Annotated in this window: 17 protein-coding genes, 1 tRNA gene and 2 rRNA genes; 3 read left to right on the top strand and 17 right to left on the bottom strand. The window is 68.9% G+C overall.

Annotated elements, in window-relative coordinates:
* Positions 1-115 precede the first annotated feature (115 nt).
* From ISO16_RS20635 to ISO16_RS20615, 5 genes are all read right to left on the bottom strand, one after another.
* Positions 116-3,250 (bottom strand): 23S ribosomal RNA (locus ISO16_RS20635).
* Between the two features lie 294 nt (positions 3,251-3,544).
* Positions 3,545-5,066, bottom strand: a 16S ribosomal RNA gene (locus ISO16_RS20630).
* The 16S and 23S rRNA genes sit together here, the layout of an rRNA operon.
* 497 nt (positions 5,067-5,563) lie before the next feature.
* Positions 5,564-5,761 (bottom strand): hypothetical protein, encoded by a 198-nt coding sequence (locus tag ISO16_RS20625; RefSeq protein ID WP_029547229.1) that lies wholly within the window; start codon positions 5,759-5,761, stop codon positions 5,564-5,566.
* 286 nt (positions 5,762-6,047) lie between these two features.
* Positions 6,048-6,120, bottom strand: a tRNA-Thr gene (locus ISO16_RS20620).
* A 65-nt stretch (positions 6,121-6,185) separates the two neighbouring features.
* Positions 6,186-7,373: a DNA polymerase III subunit delta' gene (locus ISO16_RS20615; RefSeq protein ID WP_029547228.1), complete on the bottom strand. Its 1,188-nt coding sequence runs from the start codon at positions 7,371-7,373 to the stop codon at positions 6,186-6,188.
* A 94-nt stretch (positions 7,374-7,467) separates the two neighbouring features.
* On the opposite strand from ISO16_RS20615, the gene ISO16_RS20610 reads away from it, so the two are divergent.
* Positions 7,468-7,854 carry a VOC family protein gene (locus tag ISO16_RS20610; RefSeq protein WP_072634212.1) on the top strand — a complete coding sequence of 129 codons (387 nt, stop codon included), beginning with the start codon at positions 7,468-7,470 and terminating at the stop codon, positions 7,852-7,854.
* 4 nt (positions 7,855-7,858) lie between these two features.
* Here the strand turns inward: ISO16_RS20610 and ISO16_RS20605 are convergent, their stop codons facing one another.
* The 4 genes from ISO16_RS20605 to ISO16_RS20590 form a co-directional block, all read right to left on the bottom strand.
* Positions 7,859-8,533: a helix-turn-helix domain-containing protein gene (locus ISO16_RS20605; protein ID WP_072634211.1), complete on the bottom strand. Its 675-nt coding sequence runs from the start codon at positions 8,531-8,533 to the stop codon at positions 7,859-7,861.
* Between the two features lie 32 nt (positions 8,534-8,565).
* Positions 8,566-11,511: a type I DNA topoisomerase gene (topA, locus tag ISO16_RS20600; RefSeq protein ID WP_195886174.1), complete on the bottom strand. Its 2,946-nt coding sequence runs from the start codon at positions 11,509-11,511 to the stop codon at positions 8,566-8,568.
* A 135-nt stretch (positions 11,512-11,646) separates the two neighbouring features.
* Positions 11,647-12,234 (bottom strand): hypothetical protein, encoded by a 588-nt coding sequence (locus tag ISO16_RS20595; protein WP_006941359.1) that lies wholly within the window; start codon positions 12,232-12,234, stop codon positions 11,647-11,649.
* Between the two features lie 129 nt (positions 12,235-12,363).
* Entirely contained in the window at positions 12,364-12,567 is a 204-nt protein-coding gene (locus ISO16_RS20590; RefSeq protein WP_003935252.1) for a cold-shock protein, read from the bottom strand.
* A gap of 391 nt (positions 12,568-12,958) precedes the next feature.
* Between ISO16_RS20590 and ISO16_RS20585 the strand changes: the two genes are divergently transcribed.
* Entirely contained in the window at positions 12,959-15,304 is a 2,346-nt protein-coding gene (locus tag ISO16_RS20585; RefSeq protein ID WP_072634209.1) for a DEAD/DEAH box helicase, read from the top strand.
* Between the two features lie 9 nt (positions 15,305-15,313).
* On the opposite strand, the gene ISO16_RS20580 is transcribed toward ISO16_RS20585, so the two are convergent.
* Genes ISO16_RS20580 through ssd form a run of 7 tightly spaced genes read right to left on the bottom strand, consistent with a single transcriptional unit; the run spans position 15,314 to position 19,874 of the window.
* A complete protein-coding gene (locus ISO16_RS20580) occupies positions 15,314-15,658 on the bottom strand; it encodes an Rv3654c family TadE-like protein (RefSeq protein WP_072634208.1) in 345 nt (114 codons plus the stop codon).
* The gene (locus ISO16_RS20575) at positions 15,655-15,969 is read right to left on the bottom strand and encodes a TadE family type IV pilus minor pilin (RefSeq protein WP_072634213.1); all 315 of its coding nucleotides are present in this window, start codon (positions 15,967-15,969) and stop codon (positions 15,655-15,657) included. The genes ISO16_RS20580 and ISO16_RS20575 overlap by 4 nt, the downstream gene beginning before the upstream one ends.
* 17 nt (positions 15,970-15,986) lie before the next feature.
* Positions 15,987-16,190: a DUF4244 domain-containing protein gene (locus ISO16_RS20570; RefSeq protein ID WP_072634207.1), complete on the bottom strand. Its 204-nt coding sequence runs from the start codon at positions 16,188-16,190 to the stop codon at positions 15,987-15,989.
* A 42-nt stretch (positions 16,191-16,232) separates the two neighbouring features.
* Positions 16,233-16,871 (bottom strand): type II secretion system F family protein, encoded by a 639-nt coding sequence (locus ISO16_RS20565; RefSeq protein ID WP_072634206.1) that lies wholly within the window; start codon positions 16,869-16,871, stop codon positions 16,233-16,235.
* The gene (locus ISO16_RS20560) at positions 16,835-17,635 is read right to left on the bottom strand and encodes a type II secretion system F family protein (RefSeq protein WP_072634205.1); all 801 of its coding nucleotides are present in this window, start codon (positions 17,633-17,635) and stop codon (positions 16,835-16,837) included. The genes ISO16_RS20565 and ISO16_RS20560 overlap by 37 nt, the downstream gene beginning before the upstream one ends.
* Positions 17,632-18,804: a TadA family conjugal transfer-associated ATPase gene (locus tag ISO16_RS20555; protein ID WP_050036261.1), complete on the bottom strand. Its 1,173-nt coding sequence runs from the start codon at positions 18,802-18,804 to the stop codon at positions 17,632-17,634. Before ISO16_RS20555 ends, ISO16_RS20560 begins: the two co-directional genes overlap by 4 nt.
* Complete coding sequence (gene ssd / locus ISO16_RS20550; protein WP_072634204.1) at positions 18,801-19,874, bottom strand: septum site-determining protein Ssd; 1,074 nt, start codon at positions 19,872-19,874, stop codon at positions 18,801-18,803. Before ssd ends, ISO16_RS20555 begins: the two co-directional genes overlap by 4 nt.
* A gap of 377 nt (positions 19,875-20,251) precedes the next feature.
* Between ssd and ISO16_RS20545 the strand changes: the two genes are divergently transcribed.
* Entirely contained in the window at positions 20,252-21,094 is an 843-nt protein-coding gene (locus tag ISO16_RS20545; protein WP_072634203.1) for an HAD-IB family hydrolase, read from the top strand.
* 409 nt (positions 21,095-21,503) lie between these two features.
* Here the strand turns inward: ISO16_RS20545 and ISO16_RS20540 are convergent, their stop codons facing one another.
* The gene (locus ISO16_RS20540; RefSeq protein WP_029547219.1) at positions 21,504-22,256 is read right to left on the bottom strand and encodes a hypothetical protein; all 753 of its coding nucleotides are present in this window, start codon (positions 22,254-22,256) and stop codon (positions 21,504-21,506) included.
* Positions 22,257-22,398: the final 142 nt, after the last annotated feature.

The following is a 22,398-nucleotide window of genomic DNA, read 5'->3' as shown; positions in this document are numbered from 1 at the left end:
GGGGTCGGGGCCGCAGGCCCACCCATTTCTTGGGGGGCAGCGTTTACTCCGACTCCTCGCGCAGCGAGTGTGAGTGTGTTGTTTCAGATACCGCACAGTGGACGCGTAGCTTCTTTGTGGTAAGTCCTCGGCCTATTAGTACCGGTCACCTGCATGCGTTACCGCACTTCCAGTTCCGGCCTATCAACCCGGTGGTCTGCCGGGGCCTTACCCCCTCGAGGGGGTGAGAAACCTCATCTTGGAACAGGCTTCCCGCTTAGATGCTTTCAGCGGTTATCCCTTCCGAACGTAGCCAACCAGCCGTGCCCCTGGCGGGACAACTGGCACACCAGAGGTTCGTCCGTCCCGGTCCTCTCGTACTAGGGACAGCCTTCCTCAAGTTTCTAACGCGCGCGGCGGATAGAGACCGAACTGTCTCACGACGTTCTAAACCCAGCTCGCGTGCCGCTTTAATGGGCGAACAGCCCAACCCTTGGGACCTACTCCAGCCCCAGGATGCGACGAGCCGACATCGAGGTGCCAAACCATCCCGTCGATATGGACTCTTGGGGAAGATCAGCCTGTTATCCCCGGGGTACCTTTTATCCGTTGAGCGACACCGCTTCCACATGCCGGTGCCGGATCACTAGTCCCGACTTTCGTCCCTGCTCGACCTGTCGGTCTCACAGTCAAGCTCCCTTGTGCACTTGCACTCGACACCTGATTGCCAACCAGGCTGAGGGAACCTTTGGGCGCCTCCGTTACATTTTGGGAGGCAACCGCCCCAGTTAAACTACCCACCAGGCACTGTCCCTGAACCCGATCAGGGTCCGAGGTTAGAGGTCCAATACGATCAGAGTGGTATTTCAACAACGACTCCACCCACACTGGCGTGCGGGCTTCCCAGTCTCCCACCTATCCTACACAAACCGAACCGAACACCAATACCAAGCTGTAGTGAAGGTCCCGGGGTCTTTTCGTCCTGCCGCGCGTAACGAGCATCTTTACTCGTAGTGCAATTTCGCCGAGTCTGTGGTTGAGACAGCAGAGAAGTCGTTACGCCATTCGTGCAGGTCGGAACTTACCCGACAAGGAATTTCGCTACCTTAGGATGGTTATAGTTACCACCGCCGTTTACTGGGGCTTAAATTCTCAGCTTCGCGGAGTGAACTCCGCTGACCGGTCCTCTTAACCTTCCAGCACCGGGCAGGCGTCAGTCCGTATACCTCGTCTTACGACTTCGCACGGACCTGTGTTTTTAGTAAACAGTCGCTTCTCTCTGGTCTCTGCGACCACCCCCGGCTCACGGAGCAAGTCCGGTCACCGGGACTGGTCCCCCTTCTCCCGAAGTTACGGGGGCATTTTGCCGAGTTCCTTAACCACAGTTCTCTCGATCGCCTCGGTATTCTCTACCTGACCACCTGTGTCGGTTTGGGGTACGGGCCGTGTGAAAGCTCGCTAGAGGCTTTTCTCGGCAGCATAGGATCATGGAATTCGCCTCATTCGGCTACGCATCACCTCTCAGGCTGTGTGCGACACGGATTTGCCTGTGTCACGCCCTACGGGCTTACACCGGTACAACCACTGACCGGCCCCACTACCTTCCTGCGTCACCCCATCGCTTGGCTACTACCACCGAAGGTCCCGTGCAGCAGGCTCTCGGCTCCCGAAGGAACTCGATCACCCTTTGGACGGTTAGTACCGATGATTCACCAGGGGCGCGTTCACACGGGTACGGGAATATCAACCCGTTGTCCATCGACTACGCCTGTCGGCCTCGCCTTAGGTCCCGACTCACCCTGGGCGGATTAACCTGGCCCAGGAACCCTTGGTCATTCGGCGGACGAGTTTCTCACTCGTCTTTCGCTACTCATGCCTGCATTCTCACTCGCGCAGCCTCCACACCTGGATCACTCCGGCGCTTCCCCGGCTGCACGACGCTCCCCTACCCACCCACACCACTGCCGGACGATCCGTGGACCCTCCGGGGTGTTGTGCGAGTGCCGCGGCTTCGGCGGTGTACTTGAGCCCCGCTACATTGTCGGCGCAGAACCACTTGACCAGTGAGCTATTACGCACTCTTTCAAGGGTGGCTGCTTCTAAGCCAACCTCCTGGTTGTCTCAGCGATCCCACATCCTTTTCCACTTAGTACACGCTTAGGGGCCTTAGCCGGCGATCTGGGCTGTTTCCCTCTCGACTACGAAGCTTATCCCCCGCAGTCTCACTGCCGCGCTCTCACTCACCGGCATTCGGAGTTTGGCTGATTTCGGTAAGCTTGTGGGCCCCCTAGACCATCCAGTAGCTCTACCTCCGGTGAGAAACACGCGACGCTGCACCTAAATGCATTTCGGGGAGAACCAGCTATCACGGAGTTTGATTGGCCTTTCACCCCTACCCACAGCTCATCCCCTCAGTTTTCAACCTAAGTGGGTTCGGGCCTCCACGACGTCTTACCGTCGCTTCACCCTGGCCATGGGTAGATCACTCCGCTTCGGGTCTAGAACATGCCACTGATGCGCCCTGTTCGGACTCGCTTTCGCTACGACTACCCCACACGGGTTAACCTCGCGACATGCCACTAACTCGCAGGCTCATTCTTCAAAGGCACGCCGTCACCCCCAGCAGACCAAACTGCTCGAAGGCTCCGACGGATTGTAAGCGCACGGTTTCAGGTACTATTTCACTCCCCTCCCGGGGTACTTTTCACCTTTCCCTCACGGTACTAGTCCGCTATCGGTCACCAGGGAGTATTCAGGCTTATCGGGTGGTCCCGACGGATTCACAGCAGATTTCACGGGCCCGCTGCTACTCGGGTATTCGAATCGACAGTCACCGCGTTTTCGTCTACGGGATTCTCACCCTCTACGACAGGCCGTTCCAGACCATTTCGACTAACACAGGCGATTTCTCACTGTCGGCCGGCGCGGCAGCACCGACACATCGAACCCCACAACCCCGAACACACAACCCCTGCCGGGTATCACATGTATCCGGTTTAGCCTCTTCCGTTTTCGCTCGCCACTACTCACGGAATCACATGTTGTTTTCTCTTCCTGTGGGTACTGAGATGTTTCACTTCCCCACGTTCCCTCCACACGCCCTATATATTCAGGCGCGGGTAACACGACATCACTCGTGCTGGGTTTCCCCATTCGGAAATCCTCGGATCACAGCTCGGTTGACAGCTCCCCGAGGCATATCGCAGCCTCCCACGTCCTTCATCGGCTCCTGGTGCCAAGGCATCCACCGTACGCTCATAAACACTTACAACAAAGATGCTCGCGTCCACTGTGCAGTTCTCAAACAACACACAACAACCGGTACCGGAAGAAGAAACAACCCCTTCGTTCCCGATCATCGTCGCTGACAAAACACTCGCGTGTTCTCTCAGGACCCAACAGTGCACCGATATAACTCCTCGGATCCCGCACAGAAACGGGACCCGGACGAGAAGTAGCTGTCAGCGTTCCACCCATGAGCACCACCGGATTACGTGTGAATCCGAAATGGCTCTGCCCGTGGCGGAGTCACCTGTGTGACCCACCGACGGGAGTTGCTCCTTAGAAAGGAGGTGATCCAGCCGCACCTTCCGGTACGGCTACCTTGTTACGACTTCGTCCCAATCGCCGATCCCACCTTCGACGGCTCCCTCCCACGAGGGGTTAGGCCACCGGCTTCGGGTGTTACCGACTTTCATGACGTGACGGGCGGTGTGTACAAGGCCCGGGAACGTATTCACCGCAGCGTTGCTGATCTGCGATTACTAGCGACTCCGACTTCACGGGGTCGAGTTGCAGACCCCGATCCGAACTGAGACCGGCTTTAAGGGATTCGCTCCACCTCGCGGTATCGCAGCCCTCTGTACCGGCCATTGTAGCATGTGTGAAGCCCTGGACATAAGGGGCATGATGACTTGACGTCGTCCCCACCTTCCTCCGAGTTGACCCCGGCAGTCTCCTGCGAGTCCCCAACCGAATTGCTGGCAACACAGGACAAGGGTTGCGCTCGTTGCGGGACTTAACCCAACATCTCACGACACGAGCTGACGACAGCCATGCACCACCTGTACACCGACCACAAGGGAAACCCCATCTCTGGGGCGGTCCGGTGTATGTCAAACCCAGGTAAGGTTCTTCGCGTTGCATCGAATTAATCCACATGCTCCGCCGCTTGTGCGGGCCCCCGTCAATTCCTTTGAGTTTTAGCCTTGCGGCCGTACTCCCCAGGCGGGGCGCTTAATGCGTTAGCTACGGCACGGATCCCGTGGAAGGAAACCCACACCTAGCGCCCACCGTTTACGGCGTGGACTACCAGGGTATCTAATCCTGTTCGCTACCCACGCTTTCGCTCCTCAGCGTCAGTTACTGCCCAGAGACCCGCCTTCGCCACCGGTGTTCCTCCTGATATCTGCGCATTTCACCGCTACACCAGGAATTCCAGTCTCCCCTGCAGTACTCAAGTCTGCCCGTATCGCCTGCAAGCCCGCAGTTGAGCTGCGGGTTTTCACAGACGACGCGACAAACCGCCTACGAGCTCTTTACGCCCAGTAATTCCGGACAACGCTCGCACCCTACGTATTACCGCGGCTGCTGGCACGTAGTTGGCCGGTGCTTCTTCTGTACCTACCGTCACTCGCGCTTCGTCGGTACTGAAAGAGGTTTACAACCCGAAGGCCGTCATCCCTCACGCGGCGTCGCTGCATCAGGCTTGCGCCCATTGTGCAATATTCCCCACTGCTGCCTCCCGTAGGAGTCTGGGCCGTGTCTCAGTCCCAGTGTGGCCGGTCGCCCTCTCAGGCCGGCTACCCGTCGTCGCCTTGGTGGGCCGTTACCCCACCAACAAGCTGATAGGCCGCGGGCCCATCCTGCACCGGAAAACCTTTCCACCGACAGCCATGCGGCCGCCGGTCCTATCCGGTATTAGACCCAGTTTCCCAGGCTTATCCCGAAGTGCAGGGCAGATCACCCACGTGTTACTCACCCGTTCGCCACTAATCCACCCAGCAAGCTGGGCTTCATCGTTCGACTTGCATGTGTTAAGCACGCCGCCAGCGTTCGTCCTGAGCCAGGATCAAACTCTCCGTTGAAGACTCACAATCAAACCCCGAAGGGCCGATCAGTCATAGACATCGAGCCAAATCACCAGCAAAAAACTCAAACCAGCAAAAAACACTGACCACCACAGACGGAAGAATGCGGCAGCCAGCAACAACCACCCCCGGAAAAGAGAGGCGGTCGCACCAAAAATATTTTGGCACTGACATTCATCGGCACACTGTTGAGTTCTCAAAGAACACGCACACACCATCACCCCACGAACCGAGGTCCGCGGCGTTCCGGGGCAACCGTTCCAGCCTACCCACACCACCCGGCGAAAACAAACCCGACGCGCTCGGTGGGATCGGCAACGGCCCAGAACCCTACCAGAAGATTCCGAACCGAACAATCAGGCGCCTGCGTCCAACCTCGTTGTCCCGGGCCCCTGCGGGCCGGGTCGGTGTCCGTGTCGCTCTGACCTGGAATAAGTTACGTGAACATTGCGCTCTCACCAAATCGCCTGGTCAGACCGCTTTTCTGCACCGAGTCAGGGCACCCAGTACTTCACGGCCAGCTCCTCCACGACGGCATCGCCCTCGGCGGCCTGCTCCAGCAGCGCCAGGTCGAGGTCGATGTCGATGAGCCGGGGGTTGTCCCCTTCGGCGTCACCGAGAGGGCGCCCGCCGTCTTCGCCGCGCTGGCGCAGAATCTTCGCTCGCACCCGCTCTTTCAACGACTCACTCATAAGTCGAGTGTACTGAGGGGGCGCCGCCCGAGCGGGGTGCCGAGCGGCGAAGACCGACCTAGTGGTCGTCGTCGCGCCGGCGGAACACGCGCATCGCGGTGGGGATGAGAACGACCAGGGCGCCGACGATCAGAACGATCGAGAAAATTTCCAGAAGCACACGTGCCATCATCCGGCACGGAGGGCGCCGGCGGGCGACTTCGTCGTGGGCGAGCGGACCGGAAGGGTCCCCCGGTCGACGAAGGCCCTCCACCCGTCTTCCGGGTGAAGGGCCTTCGTCGCTCCGAGCTGCCTGCGAGAATCGAACTCGCGACCTTTTCATTACGAGTGAAATGCTCTACCGACTGAGCTAAGGCAGCGTGCCTGACGGCGCGCACGAGTTTAGCGCCTACCCCCCTGTCCAATGCAAACCACCCCTCGCCGCCTACCGGAATGCCGAGCTCAGCCGGGCCGCCATGGCGGCCACCGCGAAGCGCGGTTTGACGTTCTGTGCGAGAACCTCACGGCATTCGAGGATCGCCTCGATGCAGGTCAGCAACGCCTCCGGCCGGGCCCGCGAAGCCAGGTCGGAGGCACGCTCGGCCATGTCGGGATGGTTGGCGGTGCCGGAAGCGCCCAGGGAACGTGCCAGCGCATCCCGGTAGAGACCGGCCAGATCGATGAGGGCGCGGTCCATGATGTCGCGCTCGGTCCGCGTGCGCCTGGACTTCTGGGTGCGTTCGAGGTCCTTGAGGACGCCGGCCGCACCGCGGAGCGCCCCGGCGGCGCCCTTACCGGTGCCACCGGCGCCGAGAGCCGTCCGGAGTTCCTCGGTCTCGCGCTCGTCGCGCGCGACGCTGATCTCCTTCGCCTCGGCCTCGGCACGCTGGACCAGCTCGTCCGCGGCGGTGTACGTGGTCGCGGGGCGGAGCACGGCTTCGGCCAGATCCAGCGCACGCCGCCGGCTGGCGCGGGCGGACTCGTCGGTGGCCAGACGCCGGGCACGGCCGACGTGGCCGCCGCTGATCGACGCCGCCCAGCTCGCGGTCTCGGCGTCGAGCCCGTCGCGTTCGCGCAGGACCCGGGCGATCGCGTCCGGGCTGGGCGTGACGAGTGCGACGTGCCGGCATCGCGAGCGCAGGGTCACGGAGATGTCCTGCGGATCGATCGACGGCGCGCACAGCAGGAACACCGTGCGTTCGGGCGGTTCCTCGACGACCTTGAGCAGCGCGTTCGCGGCGCCCTCGGTGAGCCGGTCCGCGTCCTCGATCACCACGACCTGCCACTGCCCGGTACTCGGGCGACGCGAGGCGGTCCGGACGATGTCGCGCATCGCCTTGACGCTGATCGTGAGCCCCTCGGGGATCACCCGACGGACGTCGCCGTGGGTGCCGGCCATGGTGGTGCTGCACGCGTGGCAGTGACCGCAGCCCGGTGCCGCGGGGTCGGTGCACTGCAGGGCGGCGGCGAAGCAGAGGGCGGCGATCGACCGCCCGGAGCCGGGGGGCCCGGTGAACAGCCACGAGTGCGTCATCCGAGAACCGGCTCCGCCCCCGCGGGCGGCGGTGGCCGCGGCGGTCAGTTCGGTCTCCACGTCGCGCTGGCCGACGAGACGTTCGAAGACACCGGGCATGGCCTCAGCGTAGCGACCGGCTCCGACGCGGCCGGTGCGTCGGCCGTCCGAAACCTTCAAGACGGCGACGTCGCGGCGGCCTAGCGTCACCCTCATGACTGCACAACTCGCGCTGGTCGGGCTCGTCGTCGCCGACATGACCCGTTCCTTCGACTGCTATCGCCGCCTCGGGCTGGACCTGCCCGCCGGCTCCGACGAACCGCACTACGAGACGACGCTGCCGGGCGGGCTCCGCCTGGCGTGGGACACCCTCGGGTCGGTCCGGACCTTCCATCCGGGCTTCCGGCCGGGCACCGGTGGTCCTGCACTCGCGTTCGACTGTGGTTCACCAGCGGATGTGGACGCGACGTACCGCGACCTGCTGGAGGCGGGATGCACGAGCGTGCTCGAACCGTGGGACGCGTTCTGGAAGCAGCGGTATGCGAGCGTGCACGATCCCGACGGGCACAGCATCGAACTGTTCGCGGCCTTGCCCGCGTGACCGCTCAGCGAACGAGCGCGCCGAGCGTAACGCCGGAGAGGGCGCGTACCTCCCGTGCGAGGTGGGCCTGGTCGCTGAAACCGCACTCGGCCGCGACGTCGGAGAACGACCGGCCGGCGCGCGCGAGACCGACCGCGCGACGGAATCGCAGCACGCGCGCCAGCGTCTTCGGACCGTAGCCGTAGACCCGCAGCGCGTGCCGGTGCAACCGCCGCGCACTCCAACCCATCGACGTCGCCACCTCGGCGACGGACGCTCCGGCGCCGAGCTGCGACGCGATGCCCGTCTCGACGCTGCGGTCGACGCCGTCCAGGCGGCGCCGCGTCTCGTGCAGGAGCGCACCGAGCGGGTCGGACTCCGCGGCCGACACCAGGCGACGCACGTACGCCTCGGGCCGGATGCGGTCCAGCGGTACGCGCGCGTCGCGCAGCTCGGCCGCGTCCACCCCGAGCACCGCCGGCCCCACCCCGGGACCGAACCGCACCGCAGTCAGGTCCCGGCGGGTGCCCAGGTCGGAGAACTGGGCGCGGGTATCCGGTCCGGCAACGAGGAAGCCGTCCTCGTGCCAGATCAGGTCCGTGCAGCCGTCGGGCAGCACGGACGTTCCGGCCGTACCCGCGGTCCTCGTCGCCGTCCACACGAGCACGCCGGGTATGCCGGACGCCGCCTCGCGGTACACACGGCGAGGATAGGCCGCCGCACCTGGGAGGGTCACTCCTTCTTCGCGGCGGCCTTCTTCGCGGTCGTCTTCTTTGCCGCGGTCTTCTTGGCCGCCGTCTTCTTGGCCGGAGCCTTCTTGGCCGCGGTCTTCTTCGCGGTCTTCTTAGCCGGGCCCCGGGCGCGACGATCCGCGAGCAGCTCGGAGGCGCGTTCGTCGGTGATGGTGTCGACCTCGTCGCCCTTGCGGAGGCTGGCGTTGGTCTCGCCGTCCGTGACGTACGGGCCGAAGCGACCGTCCTTGATCACCATCGGGCTGCCACTGACCGGGTCGGTGCCCAGCTCCCGCAGCGGCGGCGTGGCGGCGGCCTGCCGACCGCGGCGCTTGGGCTCGGAGTAGATCTTCAGCGCCTCCTCGAGGGTGACGGTGAACATCTGCTCCTCGTCGGCCAGCGACCGCGAGTCGGTGCCCTTCTTCAGGTACGGCCCGTAGCGGCCGTTCTGGGCGGTGATCTCCTCGCCCGTCGCGGGGTCGACCCCGACCACCCGCGGCAGCGACAGCAGCCGCAGGGCGTCCTCGAGCGTCACCGTCGACAGTTCCATCGACTTGAGCAGCGAGGCCGTGCGCGGCATGGGGCCGGCCGCCTTCTTGGCGGCCTTCTTCGCCGGCGCCTTCTTCGCGGCCTTCTTCGCGGCCGTCTTCGTCACGGTGGCCGTGCCACCACCAGTCGCGGTGCCGCCCGCCGAGGGTGCCTCCTCGACCGGGATGGGCGTGATGTCCGGTTCCGGCTCCGGCTCCGGTTCGCGCAGCAGCTCGGTCACGTACGGACCGAAGCGGCCCTCCCGCGCGACGATCTCGTTGCCGCTGGCCGGGTCGACGCCGAGGACCCGGCCCTCCTGCGGGGTCGAGAACAGCTTCTCCGCGTACTCGAGCGTCAGCTCGTCCGGCGGCAGGTCGTCTGGCAGGTTCGCCCGCTGGGAGACCGGTTCCCCGTCGGGGGAGTCGGGATTGGGGACCATCCGCTCGAGATAGGGGCCGAACCGGCCGACGCGCACGTGGATCTCCCGGCCCTCGGCGTCGTCGAACAGCCGGATCGAGTTGATCTCGCGGGCGTCGATGTCCTCGAGGTTCTCTCCGACCATCTTCTTCAGGCCGCCCTCGCGCGCCACCGAGTTCTCGGCGCCGTGGGCACCACCGAAGTAGAAGCTCGTCAGCCAGTCGGTGCGCTGCTCGTGGCCGCCCGCGATCTCGTCGAGGTCGTCCTCCATGGCGGCGGTGAAGCCGTAGTCGACGAGGCGTCCGAAGTGCGCCTCGAGCAGCCCGATGACCGCGAACGCCACCCACGACGGGACCAGGGCGCTGCCACGCTTGTAGACGTAGCCGCGGTCGAGGATGGTCTTGATGATCGACGCGTACGTCGACGGCCGGCCGATGCCGAGATCTTCGAGCGCCTTGATCAGGCTGGCCTCGGTGTAGCGGGCCGGCGGGTTGGTCGAGTGGCCGTCCGGATCGAGCTCGGTCGCGGTGACGCGCTGTCCCTCGGACAGGTTGGGCAGCCGGGACTCGGCGTCGTCGGACTGGCCGCCGGCCTCCTCGTCGACGCTCTCGACGTACGCCTTGAGGAAGCCCGGGAAGGTGATGGTGCGGCCCGACGAGGAGAACGTGCACTCCTCGCCGCTCGCGGCGGTGCCGGTGATGCGCAGCGTCAGGGTGGTGCCCCGCGCGTCGGCCATCTGGGAGGCGACGGTGCGCTGCCAGATGAGCTCGTAGAGCCGGTACTCGTCGGTGTCGAGGCGCGAGTGCAGCTCGCCGGGCGTGGCGAACACGTCGCCGGCCGGACGGATCGCCTCGTGTGCCTCCTGCGCGTTCTTCACCTTGCGGGTGAACTGCCGCGGGGTGGCGTGCACGTACTGCGCGCCGTACAACTCGGTGGCCTGCGCCCGGGCGGCGGAGATCGCGCTCTCGGACAGGGTCGTCGAGTCGGTACGCATGTACGTGATGTAGCCGTTCTCGTACAGGCGCTGCGCGATGCGCATCGTGCGCTCTGACGAGAACCGCAGCTTGCGGCCCGCCTCCTGCTGCAGGGTCGACGTCATGAACGGCGCGTACGGCTTGCGGGTGTACGGCTTGCTCTCGACCGACGTCACCGTCAGGTCGACACCGTGCAGGGCCTCGGCGAGCCGTCGCGCATACGCCTCGTCGAGCACGACGACGCCGGTGGACTTGAGCTGCCCGTCGGGTCCGAAGTCGCGGCCGGCCGCGACGCGGGCGCCGTCGACACCGACGAGCCGGGCCCCGAACGAGCGGGGGCTCGCGTCGGCGCCGGCGTCGAGCGTGGCGGCGATGTCCCAGTACGTCGCGGACCGGAAGGCCATGCGCTCGCGTTCGCGCTGCACGATGACCCGAGTGGCGACGGACTGCACGCGGCCCGCCGACAACCGCGGCATGACCTTCTTCCACAGCACCGGGCTGACCTCGTAGCCGTAGAGGCGGTCGAGGATGCGGCGGGTCTCCTGGGCGTCGACGAGGTTGTTGTCGAGGTCGCGGGTGTGTTCCGCGGCGGCCCGGATGGCCGGCTCGGTGATCTCGTGGAACACCATCCGGCGGACCGGGACCTTCGGCTTGAGGGTCTCGAGCAGGTGCCAGGCGATGGCCTCGCCCTCACGGTCGGGGTCGGTCGCGAGGTACAGCTCGTCCGCGTCCTTCAGCAGCCCCTTCAGTTCGGTGACCTTGGACTTCTTCTCGGGACTGACGACGTACAGCGGCTCGAAGCCGTGGTCGACGTTCACGCCGAGCCGGGCCCACGACTCGCCCTTGTACTTGGCCGGCACGTCGGCGGCACCGCGCGGCAGGTCACGGATGTGCCCGACGGAGGCCTCGACGACGTAGTCCCGGCCCAGGTAGGGCGCGATCTTCTTCGCCTTGGTCGGGGACTCGACGATCACGAGCCGACGCGTGCCCGACGAGCCGTTCGACGTGCTGTTGTCCCGTGCTGCCACAGCGCTGCCCGCACCTTCCCTGTTCGCTGACATGTCGTGCTTCTCCCCGACATGTATACCGACCCGTTCCCCGGACGCGGCCATACACAGGGTCGCACACCTGCGACGGAAGGCCTGTCACCTGTGATGCGGCGCCTACCGCACGCGCGGCCAGATCTGCCGCGCGCGGGGGTCGTCCGGCGGCGCCCCGATGTTCTCGACGAGACGCATCAACCTGCGTCGCCCGGACACCCGCAGGCCCGGTGCGGCGCCGCGCGTGCCGATCAGCGTCGGCGCGATCCCGGCGCGCATCAGCGACTGGGCCAGCACCGGGTGGGTGTCCGGGGCATGCGGATCCAGCCCCAGCACGTAGCGCTCGCCCTCGGCCTCGGCGCGGCCGGCCGCGAGCACCCACGCCCGCAGGGCTCGCGAGCCCGGCACCCATCCCGCCGGCACCGCCTTCACCGCACCCCGTGTCCATGCGGCCGCCACCGGGACGAGTTCCGGTAGGGCGGCGGTGCGCACCAGGGGGTGTCCCTCGTCCGTCCGGGTGACCTCCGGGGACAGCGCGGCCTGCGCCATCAGCTCCGCGATCGCCTCCGCCCGCCACGGCTCGTCCACGACCACGGAGATCCGTGCGCCGTCACCGGAGACCACCGCGTGGCCGTGCGCGGCCAGCAGGCCGCCGAGGTCGGTCGGGTCCGGGGGCATCTCCTCGGCCCCGAAGAACGACAGTTGGCTCACTCACCCGCCCTTCCTCCGCTACCTGCCGCAGAAACAGATCGTCCCCCCTCACCGATGGTGACGGGGGACGATCGAGGATTCGGTCCCTGCGGACCGAGTCACGTCAGGCTCCGGCAGGAGCGTCGACGATCAGAGCGCGCGAACGCCGGTGGCCTGCGGGCCCTTGGTGCCCTGGCCGACCTCGAACTCCACGCGCTGGTTCTCCTCCAGGGTGCGGAAGCCGCTGCCCTGGATCTCCGAGTAGTGGACGAAAACATCGGCGGAGCCGTCCTCGGGAGCGATGAAGCCGAAGCCCTTCTCCGCGTTGAACCACTTCACAGTGCCCTGTGCCATGCTTTTCCTTCTCTTTCTAACACCGGATGCGGCGGTTCGCGGGCGAGCGAGCCGCCGGGCCGGTTCCGACCGCTGTACTTCTTGATCCCCCCACAGGAAGAGCAAAGCACCGCGCTCGCAACCATCGATCCTGCGAGCCGTGCACTTTCTCAAGTCACCGAACACAGAAGCTGCGACCGATGTCAGTGAACCACGTTCCGGGCGCAGACAACAGTAGGCGGGCGCACAATTCGCCCGAAAATTTGATCTTGTATATGCCGGCGGTAGGATTACTCGCCGGTACGGTTACGTCGATGTTACCCCGCGCGCGACCGGACACCGACCGAACGCCGGGAGCGATGGCCTACTACGCTGGTTACCCATCCCGACCGCATCCTCCGGAGTACCCAGTGTGACCAGCTCGCCGCACCGCCGTCCCGTCGGCGACGGGCCGTCGAGCTTCGGCCACGAACTGCTCGAACGGGTGCTTGCCGGCACGCCGGCCTCGGAACATCCCCTCACCCACAGCGCGGACCTGCCCGCCCGCGACGTTCGCCACACCGACTGGCCGGACTGGGCGTCCGACGCCGTCGTCCGGGCTCTGCGCGCCACCGGCGTGCCCCGGCCGTGGAGCCACCAGACAGAGGCCGCCGACCTCGCCGCCGGCGGGGAGCACGTCGTCGTCTCCACCGGCACCGCCTCGGGCAAGTCCCTCGCCTACCAGCTGCCCGTGCTCACCGCCCTCGCCGAGGACCCGCACGCCACCGCGCTGTACCTCTCCCCCACGAAGGCGCTCTGCGCGGACCAGTTGCGCGCCGTCACCGAGGTGACCGCCGCCGAGCCCGAACTCGGTCACGTGCACGCGTGCGCCTACGACGGCGACACCTCCACCGAACTGCGGCAGTGGGCGCGCAGCCACTCACGGTGGATCTTCACCAACCCCGACATGCTGCACATGTCGATGCTGCCCGGGCACGCCCGCTGGTCCCGGTTCTTCCGCCGGCTGCGCTACGTGGTGGTCGACGAGTGTCACTCCTATCGCGGCGTCTTCGGCTCCAACGTGGCCCTGGTGCTGCGCCGGCTGCGGCGGATCGCCGCGCGCTACGGCGCCCGGCCGGTCTTCGTCCTCGCCTCCGCCACGACCGCCGACCCCGGCGCCGCGGCGTCCCGGCTCGTCGGCGCGCCCTGCCGGGAGGTGACCGAGGACGGCTCCCCGCACGGACCTCGCACCGTCGCGTTGTGGGAGCCGCCGCTGCTCGAGCAGGTGACCGGCGAGAACGGTGCCCCCGTGCGCCGCGCCGCCGGAACCGAGGCCGCCCGCATCCTCGCCGACCTCGTCGTCGAGGGTGCCCGCACCCTCGCCTTCGTGCGGTCCCGGCGCGGTGCCGAACTCACCGCTCTCGGTGCGCAGCGGCTGCTCGCCGAGGCCGCCCCCGAGCTCGTCGATCGGGTCGCCGCCTACCGCGCCGGCTACCTCGCCGAGGAGCGCCGCGAGCTCGAGGCGGCCCTGGCGGACGGCCGGCTGCTCGGTGCCGCCAGCACCAACGCCCTGGAACTCGGCATGGACATCGCCGGCCTGGACGCCGTCGTCGTCGCCGGATTCCCGGGCACCGTCGCGTCGTTCTGGCAGCAGGCCGGCCGAGCCGGGCGCCGCGGTGCGGGATCGCTGGTCGTGCTCGTCGCCCGCGACGATCCGCTCGACACCTACCTCGTGCACCATCCGGCGGCGCTGCTCGACAAGCCCGTCGAGGCGACGGTCACCGATCCCACCAATCCGTACGTGCTCGGCCCGCAACTGCTGTGCGCCGCGCTCGAGCTGCCGCTCACCGACGCCGAGGTCGAGGAGTTCGGTGCGGCCGACGTGCTCGCCGCCCTGGCCGCGCAGGGAGCGATCCGGCGGCGCCCGCACGGCTGGTTCGTCACCCCGGACACCCGTCCCCACTCCGACATCGACATCCGCGGCGGCATCGGCACCCAGATCGCCATCGTCGAGTCGGACACCGGACGGATGCTCGGCACCGTCGACGGCGGTCGTGCACCGGCGACCGTGCATCCGGGAGCGGTGTACCTGCACCGCGGCGAGTCGTTCGTCGTCGACGAGTTGCACCTCGACGACGGGATCGCGCTCGTGCACGCCGAGGACCCCGAATGGTCCACCTCCGCGCGGGAGATCACCGACATCGTCGTGACCGCCGTGGCGGAGGAACGCTCGCTCGGGCCGGTGACCGTAGGCCTCGTCGAGGTCGAGGTGACCCACCAGGTGGTCTCGTACCTGCGACGGCTGCCGTCCGGTGAGGTGCTCGACAGCACCGACCTCGACATGCCGTCCCAGTGCCTGCCGACGCGCGCGGTGATGTACACCGTCACCCCCGAACTGCTCGACCGGTGCGGGATCGGACCGGAACGGGTACCCGGCGCGCTGCACGCCGCCGAGCACGCCGCCATCGGCCTGCTGCCGCTCGTGGCGACGTGCGACCGCTGGGACATCGGCGGCGTGTCCACCGCGGTGCACCCGGACACCGGGCTGCCCACCGTCTTCGTCTACGACGGGCATCCCGGGGGCGCCGGTTTCGCCGACCGCGGGTACGCGCGCATCGCCGAGTGGCTCGGTGCAACCCGCGCGGCCGTGACGGCCTGCGAATGCGCCGCCGGTTGCCCGTCGTGCGTGTACTCCCCCAAGTGCGGCAACGGCAACGACCCGCTCGACAAGGCCGGCGCGGTCGCGTTGCTGGGCGCGGTGCTCGACACCCTCGCCTGACCTCGCGCCTCACCCGGCCGGCCCCGCCCGCGCGATCGCCCGGGCCTGCCGCCCAGCCGGCAGCGACACCTCGGCCCCGACCTCGACGACGGCGTCCCAGCCGTCGACGGTGCACGAGCGCACCTGCACCCGCATCCGCGCCGCGATCCGGTCCGCCTCCGAGCATGCGGTGTCCGATCCGCGATCGAGCGCCCCGGCCACCGCCAGGGCCGCCAGGTCGGCCGCCGCCTGCGCCCGGTGCCGCGTCGCGACCCCCGCACCCGTCTGCACGAGCAGCCCGGTGACCACGATCAGCGCGACCGCGACGAAACACCCCAGCACGCTCGCACTACCCCGGTCGTCCCCGAATATCACTGCGCCACTTCCGGTTCGATCACGGATACCGCCTCCGCCGTGAGCGTCACCATCGGCAGCAGCGGACCGTCCGCCGTCACCGTCGCCACGACGAGGTCACCGTCGGGGCGCACGGAGATCCGTGCGCCCTCCGGAGCGACCCGCGCCGCCACCTCCACCGCTCGCACCCCGTCGCCGCGAGCCGCGAGCCGGGCGGCCTCCCGCGCCGCGTCCTGACACCGGAGCTGATTCGAAACACACAGCACCGCACCGAGACACAGCACGAGAACACTCACCAGCGTGGTGAGGGCGATCGCCGCCTCGACGGTCACCCCGCCGTCGTCCCCGCTCACACCGCCGTGTTCAGCGCGCGCTCGACGATGCCGGTGAGCGCGGTGACGATGTTGTCGCCGGTGACCACCGTGTACAGCACGGCACCGAACGCCGCCGCGGCGATCGTGCCGATCGCGTACTCCGCGGTGGACATGCCGTCCTCCGCCGCGACGGCACCGCTCAGCCGCTGCGCCGCCACCCGAATCACGTTGCCTACCATGGTTCCTCCCCTCCTTCGGCGCGGACCGTCCGCGCCGACGTCTCACAACAGCCCGTCGCCGAGCACGCGTCCCGCGAGCCCGATCACGACGGGCACGATGCCCAGGCATACGAACGCCGGCAGGAAACACAGCCCGAGCGGGCCGCTGACCAGGACCCCGGCACGCTCGACGGCCGCAGCCGCCCGGTCCTCCGCCTGTTCGCGCTGTCGCTCCGCCACCTCGGCGACGATGCCCGACAGCGGGGCACCGGACCGCGCCGATCGCCGCGCCGCGCGGGCGAAGGCCTCCAGCGCCTCCGTCTCGGCGCCGGAGCCGTCCGAGGTCGCGTCCCCGAGACCGCTCCACGCGTCCGTCGGGGCGGCCCCGAGCTCGAGCCGGTCCGCGCCCCGACGCAGGGCCCGTGCGAGGGCCGGCGGCGCCGAGTCGGCGACCGTCCGGGCCGCCGTCGCCGTCGGCAGGCCGGCACGCAGGCAGGCGGCCATCAGGTCGAACGCGGCGGGCACGGCATGGGGGTCGTCCGGCGCACCGCCGGAGTCGGCCGCTCCGCCGGACGTCGCGGCCCCGGCGGCGAGGGCCTGCAACCGTCGCGCCTGCAGGTCCGGCAGGATCACGAGCGCCACGGCAAGGCACACCAGCGACGCCGTCACGATGCCACCCGCGTCGCGATCCGATCGGTCCACAGCAGTCCGGCGCACGCCAGCACGGTGCCCACCACCAGCAACACACCACCGAGACCGTCGCCGAGCAGCACCGTCACCGGCGCGGCCCCCATCATCTGCCCCAGCGCCACACCGAGCGCCGGAAGGGCCGCGAGCACCGTCGCCGTCGCGCGGGCCCCCGCCAGTCCCGCCTCGGTGCGCGAGCGCAGCCGCATGCGGCCGGACAGATCCGAGCGCGCGGCCGTGAGGAGTTGCGCCAGCGCCAGCCCGTGCCGGTCCGACACCTCCCAGGCCGCGGCGAGCCGCTCGAGCGACGCGGCGAGCCCCGGCTGTCCCGGCGCGCGGGCCGCGGCACGCAGGCCGTCGGCCGCGCTGCCGCCGAGCCGGACCCGCGCCGCCGCGACGCGGAAGGCGTCGGCAGTCGGCCCGGTCGTCTCCCGCGCCGCCGTCGCGCACGCCTCGGCCGGATGGGTGCCCACCTCGAGCTCGGCGACAACGGTTTCGAGCCCGGCGAGCAGGGTCCGCTGCTCGGCGTCGAGTGCGCGGTCCCGGCGCCGTCGCCGCAGCCGTCGCACGGCGGTGCCGGCGACGACCGCCGCCGCGACGGCGGGCGCGACGCCGAGCAGCAGCGCCGGGAGGACGCACAGCCCGACCGTCACCTCCTGCGGCGGCCGCCACGACCGTCCGGCGGCGACCGTCGTGCGCAGTGCCCGCAGCCGCGGCGTGGCGACCGCACCCGGCGCCACCAGCACGGCCGCGGCCAGGCACAGGGCCGCCGCGGTCACCGCGGTTCCCGTCGGCGGAAGAGCTCTTCGAGTCGGTCCATGCCGGCCTCCGTGCCGCGCTCGTGGGTCCACGCGGGCGCGACGACGACACCCGACACGGTGTCCCGCTGCACGACACCGATCTCCGTCAGCCGGCGGGTCCCGTCGGGGGTGCGGTGCACGTGCAGAACCACCTGCACCGCCGCGACGAGCTGGCTGTGCAGGGCGGCCCGGTCCAGGCCGCCGAGTGCGGCGAGCGCTTCGAGCCGCGCCGGCACCTCGTCCGGCGAGTTGGCATGCACCGTGCCCGCGCCGCCGTCGTGACCGGTGTTCAGTGCCGTCAGAAGATCGACGACCTCGGCGCCGCGCACCTCGCCGACGACGATGCGGTCGGGCCGCATCCGCAGCGCCTGCCGCACGAGGTCGCGCACCGCGACCTCACCGACGCCTTCGACGTTGGCGGCCCGGGCGACGAGCCGCACGACGTGGGGATGGGCGGGAGCGAGCTCGGCGGCGTCCTCGACGCACACGATCCGCTCGCCCGGGTCCACCGTGCCGAGCAGTGCCGCGAGCAGGGTGGTCTTGCCTGCCCCGGTGCCCCCGACGACGAGGAAGGCGAGCCGGGCGGCGACGATCCGTCGCAGCAGCCGATAGGCGTGCGGATCGACGGCGCCGCGATCACGCAGCGCGTCGAGCCCCTGGGTGGCGGGCCGCAGCACGCGCAGCGACAGGCAGGTGCCGCCCTGCGCGACGGGTGCGAGGACGGCGTGCAGGCGCACCCCGAAATCGCCGTGCCCGGGCAGCCGGCCGTCGACCCACGGCTGCGCGTCGTCGAGTCGCCGTCCGGCGAACAGCGCGAGGCGCTGGGCGAGTCGCCGCACCGACGCCTCGTCGGGGAAGGCGACGGGAGCGAGCCGCAGCCCGGCGCCGCGGTCGACCCAGACCCGGTCCGGGGCGGTGACGAGGACGTCGGTGACGCCGGGCTCGGCGAGCAGCGCTTCGAGCGGGCCGGCGCCGGAGAGCTCGGTCTGCAGGTGCCGCAGGGCCGTGAGTAGGTCGAAGTCGCCGAGAACCCCGCCGGACTCCGCACGCAGCGCGGCGGCGACGCGGTCCGGCGTGGGTTCGCCGGCCTCGGTCGCGAGCCGTTCGCGGACCCGGTCGAGCAGCTCGGCGGTGAGGACGGCGCTCATGCCGCCCACCGCGAGCCCGGTTCGGGTCCGGTCAGCACGTCGAGGACGGACTCGGCGGCGTGGACGAGTGGAGAGCGCCGTCCGAGCCGCAGTCCGCCGCGTTCGAGCGCCGCGGCGAGCCCGGGCTGCGCGCGCATCGTGGTGATCAGCGGCAGCCCCACCACGTCGGCAACGTCCCGGCCGCGCAACCCGCCGGGGGCCGGGCCGCGCACGACGATGCCCTGATTGGTGTTCTGTTCGGCGACCCAGCCGGCGACCCGCCCCGCGGCGAGGGCGGCGCGGACGCGGGCGGGCACCACCAGCACGGTCAGGTCGGCGGCGGCCACCATCGCCTCGGCGGCGGGCCCGCGGCTGCGGGGCACGTCGCACACCACCAGGTCGCCGGAGCGGCGGACGGTGTCGAGCACGGCGGTGACCGCGGCGGGCGCCGGCTCTGCGGCGGACTCGCGATCTGCGGACAGCACGCCGAGTCCCGGCAGCCATTCGGGCACCGCATCGCGCAGGGTCCGGGCGGAGAGCCGGCCACGATCGACGGTGAGACCGGGCCAGCGGACACCCGGCCGGTCCTCGATTCCGGTGAGGACGTCCAGTCCCCCGCCCAGGGGGTCGCCGTCGACGAGGAGGGCTCCCGCACTGCGCCGGAAGGCGGCGACCGTCCATGCCAGGGCGGCTGCGAACGTGGACGCGCCGGCGCCGCCGCAGCCGCCGAGGACAGCGACGACGTGGCCGCCGCCCGCGTCGGGTTCGGCGGCCGTGCCGAGCACGGTGAGCAGTTCGACCTCGTCGTCGGGCAGCCCCACCACGTGTTCGGCGCCGACCGCGGTGGCCGCCTGCCAATCGGGGAGGTCGGCGCCGCCGGCGGTGACCAGGACGATTCCGCCCCGCCGGGGGAGCTGCTGCGCGCATGCCAGGGCCGCGGTGCGGTCGATCACGACGAGTCCGGCGTCGAGCCAGGTTCTGCGCGACGGTGTCGTCACCGACTCACCGACGGTGCGGTCGGAGGCGGCCGCCACGCGACGCAGGCTCGCCATCAGCGCGGGATCGTCGACGAGGGCCAGGACATCGGTCATGGCGCCCAGCTTGCGCGGTGGCCGGTTCCCCCGGAAGTAGCTGCCGGGGGAAACGGCGAATCTGTGGATGAACGCGCTGCCTGTGGATGAACGCGCCGGGCTCCGAAAGGTCCCGGAACAGAGGACGACCCTCGCCAGGGGGGGAGGAGGCGAGGGTCGTCATGTTCAGCCCCGGGGGGTCGGGCTGAACACCCCCTGGACTATGTCCAGGTGTCGTCGATACTACGCCCCGACCCGATATTTGCAAGTTCAACCGTCGCGCATTTCACGCAGTGTGCAGGTTCGACCGTCGCGCGTTTTGCGCAGGTGGAGGGGCCGGACGACCGGCCGGAGCGTAGGGCGTACCGGGAAGGAGCAGTCACACCTATTGTGGTGCCGTGACCGACGCGACCGTGGCCCCGACCCAGTCCGGCCGAATCGCCGCCTTCTTCGACCTCGACAAGACCGTCATCGCGAAGTCCAGCGCACTCGCCTTCAGCAAGCCGTTCTTCGCCCAGGGACTCCTCAACCGGCGGGCGGTGCTGAAGAGCAGCTATGCCCAGTTCCTGTTCATGCTGTCCGGGGCCGACCACGATCAGGTGGAGCGCATGCGGGCCCACATCGCGGCGATGTGCACGGGCTGGGATGTCGAGCAGATCAAGTCGATCGTCGCCGAGACGCTGCACGATATCGTGGATCCTCTGGTCTTCGCCGAGGCCGCCGATCTCATCGCGGACCACAAGCTCCGCGGGCACGACGTGATCATCGTGTCCGCGTCCGGGGAGGAGGTGGTCACTCCCATCGCGGCGGCACTGGGGGCGACGCACAGCACCGCCAGCCGGATGCGGATCGAGGAGGGCCGCTACGCCGGAGAGCTGGAATTCTACTGCTACGGCGAGGCCAAGGCGGAGGCGATACAGGCACTGGCGCTGCAGTACGGTTACGATCTCGCACGTTGCTACGCGTACTCCGACTCGTCGACGGACATTCCGATGCTGCGGGCCGTGGGCCATCCGCGCGCGGTGAACCCGGATCGGGTACTGCGTCGAGAATCCCTCGAAAAGGGTTGGCCGATACTTACTTTCACGCGTCCTGTGCCGCTCCTGCATCGTCTCACCGCGACGCCGCCGGCCGCCGTCGCCGCGACGGCCGCGATCACGGCGGGCGCGGTGGCGGCGGGCGCGGCGACGTACCTCGCGCTGCGCCGGCGGCACCGGCCAGGGTTCGCGGCGCGCGGGTGACGGTCCCGAAAATGGGTCTTGCCCCCCTCGGAGACCGGGAGTAGAAAGGAGTTACGGAAGGACGGAAGGCCAAGAGCGAATCGGAAGAGAAGGTTCGATCTCCCGACCGGAATTCCCAGCACGGACACCGAGCACCCACGCGGAGCCGATGCCACTATAAGGGCAAAAGTGTTGTGGGCTTGCGAGATTCGGGTCTTCGAAGGCGAACACCCCGCACCCGTTGCGAGGACGAACCAGCGATATCCGAACCCTCGCCGAGGCCAGTGACACACAACCCATGCAGCACGCTTGGTAACTCGGCAGTCCGTGCCGGCGGGCGACGCCACCGAAGTCATTCGGCGACGTCGCCCGCTTACATGTGGTCACCTGCATGAAAATCGGTGACACGCTTGACGATTCGCGCTCCGGATCATCCTCCGGCGAAGGCGTCCGCGATCGATGTCGCCTCACGCGCGCCCGCTTCCAGCCCGCCGCAGCAGAAGACGATCCAACCCCCGACGCCCTCCGCGGTGCCCGACTCGAAGCCCGCGAGCCCGTCGCGGTAGGCCTGGGCGCGACGCATCCAGCTCACCTCGGGAACACCGAGATTGTGCACGTCCAGCCCGCTCGCGACCGACACGAGGCGGGACGCCGCCCGGGCGATCACGCCGTCGGCGACACCGAACGGGCGCAGCACCGCCAGCTCGCCGTGCACCACCGCGGCCAGCACCGGCGCCGGCGCCCGGGTGCCTCCGGTCACCAACTGGGCGAGCGCGTCGAGGCGCTCCCCCACGCCCGGTTCCGTGCGAGGCCGGCCCAGCGCCTCCGACTCGTCGACGAGGTCGGCCGCCGCGAGCAGGTGCAGGCGCGCAAGGGCCTGCAGGGGCGCGCGCTGCCAGGTGGACACCATGACGGCCAGGCCGTCGCCGTCGAGCGCCTGCGCCACCCGCAGCGCACCGGCCAGGATCGGATCACCCGCCTCCCCCGGCGGCGGCAGCTCCATCGATCCGCCGTCGAGCGCGGCGGAGGCCCGGGCCGCCCGAACCGACGCCTCGGCGGCGGTGTTCGGCCAGCCGCGCCGGTTGGTCCTGTGCCGGTGCACCTCGGCGAGAGCATCGCGCGCCCGGTCCGCGGCATCGCGCACTCCGGGCAGGTCGAGCAGGGGCTGCAAGGGGTCGGTCACGGCATCCGACGGTACCGGCTGTTGCCGACCACCCGCGCCCGCGGTTCCACTGGCCGCGGAGGCCGACCGCCCGTCGCGCGGGACCGACCGATCGTCGAAAGTGACCAGGTTGCAGCCGGATGCAACGGTGCGATGTCGGTCA

The organism is Rhodococcus sp. M8 (assembly GCF_015654185.1).
Taxonomy (GTDB): domain Bacteria; phylum Actinomycetota; class Actinomycetes; order Mycobacteriales; family Mycobacteriaceae; genus Rhodococcus; species Rhodococcus aetherivorans.
Note: the sequence above shows the minus strand (reverse complement) of the source record. Positions and strands in the feature narration are given on the sequence as shown.

Coding starts and splice junctions, on each gene's coding strand:
- ISO16_RS20625 (WP_029547229.1), bottom strand. CDS start 5,761: ATGAGTGAGTCGTTGAAAGAGCGGGTGCGAGCGAAGATTCTGCGCCAG.
- ISO16_RS20615 (WP_029547228.1), bottom strand. CDS start 7,373: ATGCCCGGTGTCTTCGAACGTCTCGTCGGCCAGCGCGACGTGGAGACC.
- ISO16_RS20610 (WP_072634212.1), top strand. CDS start 7,468: ATGACTGCACAACTCGCGCTGGTCGGGCTCGTCGTCGCCGACATGACC.
- ISO16_RS20590 (WP_003935252.1), bottom strand. CDS start 12,567: ATGGCACAGGGCACTGTGAAGTGGTTCAACGCGGAGAAGGGCTTCGGC.
- ISO16_RS20570 (WP_072634207.1), bottom strand. CDS start 16,190: ATGGTAGGCAACGTGATTCGGGTGGCGGCGCAGCGGCTGAGCGGTGCC.
- ISO16_RS20555 (WP_050036261.1), bottom strand. CDS start 18,804: ATGAGCGCCGTCCTCACCGCCGAGCTGCTCGACCGGGTCCGCGAACGG.
- ssd (WP_072634204.1), bottom strand. CDS start 19,874: ATGACCGATGTCCTGGCCCTCGTCGACGATCCCGCGCTGATGGCGAGC.